The 5,321-nt window shown below is 51.7% G+C and carries 6 protein-coding genes; 2 read left to right on the plus strand and 4 right to left on the minus strand.

Annotated features, from left to right (window positions below; all coding sequences use genetic code 11):
* Positions 1 to 227: thiamine-binding protein (locus tag AC1HCM_RS04700; RefSeq protein ID WP_479460619.1), on the plus strand; the 227-nt coding region annotated here is incomplete at its 5' end.
* Between the two features lies 1 nt (position 228).
* Here the strand turns inward: AC1HCM_RS04700 and AC1HCM_RS04705 are convergent.
* From AC1HCM_RS04705 to AC1HCM_RS04715, 3 genes are read right to left on the minus strand one after another with little or no spacing between them, the layout of a single operon-like run.
* The gene (locus tag AC1HCM_RS04705) at positions 229 to 1,884 is read right to left on the minus strand and encodes an ABC1 kinase family protein (protein WP_479460620.1); all 1,656 of its coding nucleotides are present in this window, start codon (positions 1,882 to 1,884) and stop codon (positions 229 to 231) included.
* Positions 1,884 to 2,030 (minus strand): hypothetical protein, encoded by a 147-nt coding sequence (locus tag AC1HCM_RS04710; protein WP_479460621.1) that lies wholly within the window; start codon positions 2,028 to 2,030, stop codon positions 1,884 to 1,886. The genes AC1HCM_RS04705 and AC1HCM_RS04710 overlap by 1 nt, the downstream gene beginning before the upstream one ends.
* Before the next feature lie 21 nt (positions 2,031 to 2,051).
* Positions 2,052 to 2,699, minus strand: coding sequence for a ComF family protein (locus tag AC1HCM_RS04715; protein WP_479460622.1), 648 nt, complete (start codon positions 2,697 to 2,699; stop codon positions 2,052 to 2,054).
* Positions 2,700 to 2,725: 26 nt separating this feature from the next.
* Here AC1HCM_RS04715 and carB point away from each other — a divergent pair, with 26 nt between their 5' ends.
* Positions 2,726 to 4,333 (plus strand): carbamoyl-phosphate synthase large subunit, encoded by a 1,608-nt coding sequence (gene carB, locus AC1HCM_RS04720; protein ID WP_479460623.1) that lies wholly within the window; start codon positions 2,726 to 2,728, stop codon positions 4,331 to 4,333.
* On the opposite strand, the gene lipA is transcribed toward carB, so the two are convergent.
* The gene (gene lipA / locus AC1HCM_RS04725) at positions 4,321 to 5,163 is read right to left on the minus strand and encodes a lipoyl synthase (protein ID WP_479460624.1); all 843 of its coding nucleotides are present in this window, start codon (positions 5,161 to 5,163) and stop codon (positions 4,321 to 4,323) included. The genes carB and lipA overlap by 13 nt on opposite strands.
* Positions 5,164 to 5,321 lie beyond the last annotated feature (158 nt).

Consider the following 5,321-nt stretch of genomic DNA (forward strand, 5'->3'; position numbering starts at 1 on the left):
CAGGACTTCCCTATGTCCTGACTCCCATGGGGACTATAGTTGAAGGAGAGGACTGGGATGAGGTCATGGGAGTCCTCAAGAAGGGCTTTGAGGAGCTTAAAAAGGAGTGCCCGCGGATATCAATAACGATGAAGATAGACTACAGGGAGGGAAAGTCCGGCAGGCTCAAGAGCAAGGTTGAGTCTGTACAGGAGAAGATAGGGAGGGAAATAAGGACCCTCCGCTGAATCAGGCTCCCTCCCTGAATACCTTGAATATCAATCCAGCGAAGAATAAAAGGGCTACACCGCAGGTCATCATAAGGAAGTACTCAACGCGGAAGAACTCGGGTTTGTAGGCTGAAATTACCAGAGCCATGGCAACTATGAAGCCGAGGGTGAGGATGCTGAGGGTGAGCCTGTTTATATCCTTTCTCAGGTCGCTTACGAGCCTCTTCTCCCCCTCGTACTTTATTGAGAACTCAACCTTGCCGGCTTCAAGCATTGAGGTAAACCTCTTTATCTTTTCGGGAGACTGTATCAGGAGCTTGGAAGTGAGGAGGAGGTTCCTCTCAGCCTGCTTTGCCAGAAACTTTGGCGACAGCATCAGTCTCCTCCTTCTCACTACGTAGGGCTTTACCGCATTTATCATCCTGAACTCCGGGTCAAGCCTCATCAGAAGTCCCTCTCCCATACCAACGGTCTTGAGCAGGAGAAAGAGGTCCGAAGGGAGGCTTATCCTGTACCTGTATATGAGCCTGAATATCTCCTCAACTATTCTTGAAAGCTTTACCTCGCTGAGAGGTCTGAAGAAGTAGTAGGAGAAGAGAACCTCAAGCTCCTTCCTCAGCATGTTCTCCCTCTTGAACTCCCCCCTTATCCCCAAGTCGTAGAGGGCGTCCATAACGAGGTTCATCTCATTGTTGGCTATCCCGTAAAGGAGCTGGAGAAGGTTCATCCTCATCATATCGTCAAGGACACCAACCATGCCGAAGTCAACTATGCCTATCCTCCCGTCCTTGAGGACGAAGAAGTTTCCGGGGTGAGGGTCTCCGTGGAAGAAGCCATCCCTGAAGAACATATCCATGTACATGCGGGCTCCCTTCTGGGCGATCTCCTTAGGGTTAAAGCCAAGAACCCTTATCCTCTCAAGCTCTGTGAACTTGACACCCTCCAGCTCTTCCAGGACAAGAACCTTTGAGGTTTTGTATTCCCAAAACACCTGGGGCACGTAGACGTCCTTGTCATTGATGAAGTTCTTTCTGAAGGTCTCGGCGTTTCTTCCCTCCCTCTCGTAGTCAAGCTCGTTCCTAAGTGTATAGGCAAACTCCTCGTACAAACCCTCAAGGTCAAGGTGCTGGGCAGCCTCCCAGTAAAGCTGAAGCCTCTTTACCAGCTCTTCAAGGATCTCCAGATCCTGCTTTATCTGTTTTTCAACCCCAGGCTTTTGGACCTTTACAACCACCCTCCTTCTATCCTTAAGCCTTGCTCTGTGAACCTGACCTATGGAGGCTGAGGCGATGGGCTCCATCTCAAACTCGGAGAAGATCTCTTCCACGGGCTTGCCCAGTTCCTCCTCAATGACCTCAAGTATTTTCTCGGTGGGACACGGCGGTATCCTGTCCTGAAGCTTGGCAAACTCCTCAACGTACTCTGCAGGTATAAGGTCGGGTCTTGTGCTCAGTATCTGCCCGAGCTTTATGAATGTGGGTCCGAGCTCCTCAAAAGCCATCCTCAAGTGCTCTGGAGCTGAGTAGCGGTGCTCCCTCTTTGGGTGTCCGAGTATCCCCCAGTGGAAAGGGACAAACCTTCCCAAACCGATCTTTTCAACGAAGAAGCCAAAGCCGTGCTTTGCAAGTATCTTCGCGATCTGTGCTTTTCTTCTTACGTTCCTTGGAGCAAGCATCACGTTATAAGTGCTATGAGGAAGAGGATGGCTAGTATAACAGCTATGATGGCTATGGGGTTCCTCCTGAGCTTTTCAAATAGGTTTTCTGTTCTCCTCTCTGACCCCTTCTTCTCCCTGTAGTAATCTCTATCCATAAGACCCATAACAAACCTCCAATTAATAGTTTAAACCTCCCTTGCCACGAAGTAGAAGAAGACCTCATCCGCTCCAAGGGAGAGAAGGGTTCGGGCGACGGAAGTGCTGGTCGCTCCTGTTGTGAGGATGTCGTCAAATACCAGTATCCTCTTTCCCTCAACTTCATCAATCCATGCCTTCCTCACGCCGAAGGCGTCCTTCACAACACTGAACCTCCTTTCCTTACTAAAGGAGGCTAAAGGCTTGGAGTGCTTGAGCCTTATAAGAACCTCCTCGGGGTCTATTCCCGCACCTTTGAGTATCTCCCTGTTGTGGTCAAAGCCTCTGCGCCAGAAACGGAAGAGGTGGACGGGAACGTAAGTTACGAGGTCAGGACGGAGCTCCTCAATATACTCTTTCAGGTGCTCGGAGATGCGTGAGCCAAGCTCGTGGGCAAGGGGCAGGACACCCCTGAACTTTATAAGCCTGATGATTTCTGAGAGGGGTTCTTCGTAGAGGGCGAATACTCTGTAAGAGCTTACGTAGTCCAGGGCTGTGTACTCTATGGGGTGGGCGGGTTTGATCCTCTGCAGGCACCTTTCACACAGAAAGCCTTGGCTGGAAGGTGAGAAGGGCTCTTTGCAGACTCTACACACATTTTCAGTAAGCCTTAAGGCTTCAAGGAGCTTTGCAAGCACCTCTTCAGTTTAAAATAATCAGGCGGATGGAGAAAGGTAAGATACTGATTCTGGGTAGCGGTCCCAACAGGATAGGTCAGGGCATAGAGTTTGACTACGCTTGCGTTCATGCGGTCTTTGCGGTTCAGGAGGAAGGCTACGAGGCGATAATGGTAAACTGCAACCCAGAGACCGTATCAACAGACTACGACACGGCGGACAGGCTCTACTTTGAACCTATAGTCCTTGAGCACGTGCTCGCCATAGTTGAGAGGGAAAAACCCGAGGGAGTTCTGCTCCAGTTCGGTGGCCAGACACCCTTGAAGCTCGCCCTTCAGCTCCAGAGGGAGGGCGTGAGGATACTGGGCACCTCCCCAGAAAGTATAGACAGGGCTGAGGACAGGGAGCTATTCCGCCAGCTGATAATAGAGCTCGGTTTGAAGCAGCCTGAGAGTGGGACCGCTAGGAGCAGGGAGGAGGCGCTGGAGATAGCCCGGAGGATAGGATACCCCGTTCTCGTCAGACCTTCCTATGTGCTTGGCGGTAGGGCTATGAAGATAGTTTATGGGGAGGAGGACCTTCTCTCCTACCTTGAGGAAGCGGTGAGCGTGAGCTACGAAAGACCCATACTTATAGACAAGTACCTGAGAGACAGCGTTGAGCTTGATGTTGACGCAGTTGCGGACGGGGAGGATGTCCTTATAGGAGCGGTGATGGAGCATATTGAGGAGGCGGGAGTCCACTCAGGAGACAGCGCAGCCTCAATACCACCCTATACCCTTGAGGACAGGATAGTTGAGGAGGTAAAGGAGCTCTCCAGGAAGATAGCCAGAGCTCTTGACGTGAGGGGGCTCATAAACCTTCAGCTGGCTGTCTCAGAGGGGGAGATATACGTTCTGGAGGTAAACCCCCGGGCTTCAAGGACCGTTCCTTTCGTGAGCAAGTCTATAGGCTATCCCCTTGCCAAGATAGCGGCGAAGATCTCTATAGGCAGGAAGCTCAGGGAGCTCGTACCTGAAGTCTTTAAGCTCCTTGAGGAGGGAAAGTCCCACGTTGCCTCCGACTTCGTATCTAAGGAGAGAAAGCTCTACACCGTCAAAGAGGTTGTCTTTCCCTGGAACAGGTTTCCAGAGGTTGATCCCCTGCTGGGTCCTGAAATGAAGAGCACAGGGGAGGTTATGGGGATTGATGAGGAGTTTGGGCTTGCCTTCTACAAGGCTCAGCTCGCAGCGGGAAACAGGCTCCCCGAAAAGGGAAACGTTTTCATCAGCGTTGCGGACAGGGACAAGGAAAAGGTTCTTGAGCTGGCAAGGGGGTTTGTCTCTCTCGGGTTCAGGATATATGCAACCACTGGAACCTACAGATTCCTTCAAAAGGAGGGTATACCTGCCCAGCACGTCCTCAAGATATCGGAGGGAAGACCCCACGTGGTTGACCTCATTACAAACGGAGAGATAGACCTCGTTATAAACACACCCTCGGGCAGGAGGGAGGTCAGCGATGCCTACTTTATAAGGAGGGCAGCTGTCCAGCACGGGATACCCTATACAACGACTGTAAGGGGAGGCTACGCCATCCTTGACGCTATAAGGAGCTACAGGAAGTTGAAGGAAAGGGGAGAGAGGCTGAAGGTTTACTCCCTTCAGGAGCTCTGAGATAGGAGCCAGCCCTCAAAGGCTCTGTAAGAGCTTCTGACGTTAGGTCCGCTCGCAACGAACCTGAAGCCAAGCTCGTAAGCTATGTCCTCTATCTCTCTGAACTCCTCGGGCGTATAGTACTTCACAACTGGATGGTGCTTGAGGGAGGGAGCGTAGTACTGCCCGACGCTAAGGAAGTCACATCCCACCGACCGGAGGTCCTTCAGAACCTCTACGACCTCCTCCATGCTCTCTCCAAAGCCAAGGATCAGGGCTGACTTTGTGGGAATATGGGGTGCCATCCTCTTGCTCATCTCAAGGACCTTCAAACTCCTCTCGTACTTTGACCCAAGCCTCACCCTCGGGTAAAGGCGGGGAACTGTCTCCACGTTGTGGTTGAGGACATCGGGACCAGCCTCAAGGACATGGCGAAGGCTCTCTTCATCACCCCTGAAGTCGGGTATGAGCACCTCAACCTTGATCCCCGATATTTTTTCCTTCAGGAGCCTTATACACCGGGCAAACTGCCCCGCACCGCCATCGGGAAGGTCGTCCCTCGTTACCGAGGTTATTACCACGTACCTCAGACCGAGGGCTTTGACTGCCTCCAAGAGCCTAAGGGGCTCATCTTCATCAAGGGGGAGGGGGAACTTTCTCTTTACGTTGCAGAAAGTGCAGCCCCTCGTGCATCTGTCTCCGAGAATCATGAAGGTGGCTGTCCTATTTCCAAAGCACTCCGATATGTTTGGACACCTTGACTCCTCACAGACGGTGTTCAGCTTCGCCCTTCGCAGGAGCCTCTTTACCTCGTTGACCTTGGAGAGCTCTATTACGGGTTTGTGGTTCATCCTACTCCTCCTTGCGGTCGGAGACCCCCTCCCGTAAGGTAGGTGAGGAAACCGCACTTGAATATTCGCAGATATTGAAGCAATATATGCCTATGATACTCCAAAGAACTATTAAGCTTGTTCTCAAACCTACCGAAGAACAGAAACGCATGCTTCTT

Source organism: Hydrogenivirga sp., from assembly GCF_056450045.1.